Origin of the sequence: Rubritepida flocculans DSM 14296, from assembly GCF_000425365.1 — a bacterium.
GTDB lineage: Bacteria > Pseudomonadota > Alphaproteobacteria > Acetobacterales > Acetobacteraceae > Roseococcus > Roseococcus flocculans.
Genome location: NZ_AUDH01000069.1, coordinates 1 through 1,661 on the forward strand (window position 1 = coordinate 1; position 1,661 = coordinate 1,661).

2 protein-coding genes are annotated in these 1,661 nt (G+C 73.8%); both read left to right on the forward strand.

Translation table 11 applies throughout. The features are described from left to right. A partial coding sequence (locus H596_RS0118850; protein ID WP_245584081.1) for an ATP-binding protein occupies nucleotides 1-851 on the forward strand: 851 nt, incomplete at its 5' end. A gap of 3 nt (nucleotides 852-854) precedes the next feature. Next, nucleotides 855-1,595, forward strand: coding sequence for a hypothetical protein (locus H596_RS0118855; RefSeq protein WP_027286185.1), 741 nt, complete (start codon nucleotides 855-857; stop codon nucleotides 1,593-1,595). The last annotated feature ends 66 nt before the right edge of the window (nucleotides 1,596-1,661 follow it).

The window sequence follows — 1,661 nt, forward strand, 5'->3', positions numbered from 1 at the left end:
GGGAGCATCGGCTGATGGCGCTGCGCATCGTCACCGCCGACGAGCGGCTCTCGGCCGGGGCGAACAAGACCACCATGGCCCTGTTCGGCCCGAGCGGCGTCGGCAAGACCAGCCTGCTCAAGACCCTGCCGGCCGAGGCCACGCTGTGCATCGACCTCGAGGCCGGGCTGAAGTCGGTGCAGGACTGGCGCGGCGACAGCCTCCCCATCCGCTGCTTCGAGGACGCGATCGACCTCGCCTGCCTGATCGGCGGCGTGAACCCGGCCGCCGACCCGAGCGGGTTCTTCTCCGCGGCGCACCACCAGCACGTGGTCGCCGCGCATCCCGACCTGGTCCGGCTGCTCGCCGCCAAGAGCATCGTCTTCCTCGACTCGATCACCGACCTGACGCGCCAGGCCATGGCCTGGGCGAAGACCCGGCCCGAGGCCTTCTCGGAAAAGACGGGCAAGCCCGACACCCGCGGCGCCTACGGCCTCATGGCGCGGGAGGTGATCGCCCTGCTCAAGCACCTCCAGCACGCGCCCGGCAGGACCGTGATCATGGTCGGCATCCTGGAGCGCGTCACCGACGAGTTCGGGCGGGTGTCCTGGCAGCCGCAGATGGAGGGCGGCAAGGCGGGCCGTGAACTGCCGGGCATCGTCGACCAGGTGGTCTCGATGGCGCTGTTCTCCCGTGATGCGCAGGGCGCGCTGGTGCATGACCCGGAGCGCGGCACCGAACGCCGCCTGGTCTGCCGCACGGCCAACAGCTTCGGCCTGCCGGCCAAGGACCGCTCGGGTCGCCTCGACGAGACCGAGCCGCCCGACCTCGCCGCCCTTCTCCGCAAGATCAACCTCGCGCCCAGGAGCTGACGCATGACCTTCGACATGAACGACGCCGAGCCGCCGCGCGGCACCGACCTCATCCCGGACGGCAGCTTCGTGAAGGTGCGCATGGAGATCCGCAAGGGCGGCATCGACGGCGCCGGCGAGGTGGACCGCGGGCTGCTCAAGGCCGCGAAGACCCCCGGCAGCGATGTGCGCCTGCTCGACTGCGAGTTCACGGTGGTGGCGGGGCCGCACGCCCGGCGGAAGTTCTGGCAGAGCTTCACGGTGGCCGGCGGCAAGGTGGACGAGCAGGGCGTCTCCATCGGCTGGAAGATCTCCAAGGGGATGTTCCGGGCGATGATCGACAGCGCCTGCGGCCTCGACCCCAAGGACATGAGCGAGGCGGCCAAGGCCAGGCGCATCCTGCGTGGCCTCGCCGACCTCCACGGCATCACCTTCGCGGCCAAGCTCCGCATTGAGCCGGCGAGCGACCCCCGTTACGGCGACAGCAACCGCCTCGACCGCGTCGTGCTCCCGGGCGAGCCGGAATACGCGCGCATCATGGCCGGCGAGGCGCTGCCGCCGTCGCCGTCCGCGCAGCGCGCGCCGCGCCCGGCCTCCGCGCCCGCTGCGGCGGCGGCGCCCGCCTGGGCCAACGCGGGCGCGCCCCGGGCGCCGGTGGCGACCGCCCCGGCCTGGGCCGCGCCGGCCGCCGTGCCGCCCGCCCAGCCCGCGCCGCCGCCCGCGCCGACGCCGCTCTCCAACGGTCCGGCCTGGCTGAACGGCTGATGGCGGCGTGGCGCGACGACGCTGGGGGGCGCGGCCGCGGGATCCCCGCGCCCCGGCTCCCGGCCC

Excerpts from the sequence above, each read along its gene's own strand:
- H596_RS0118855 (WP_027286185.1), top strand. The coding sequence starts at position 855 with ATGACCTTCGACATGAACGACGCCGAGCCGCCGCGCGGCACCGACCTC.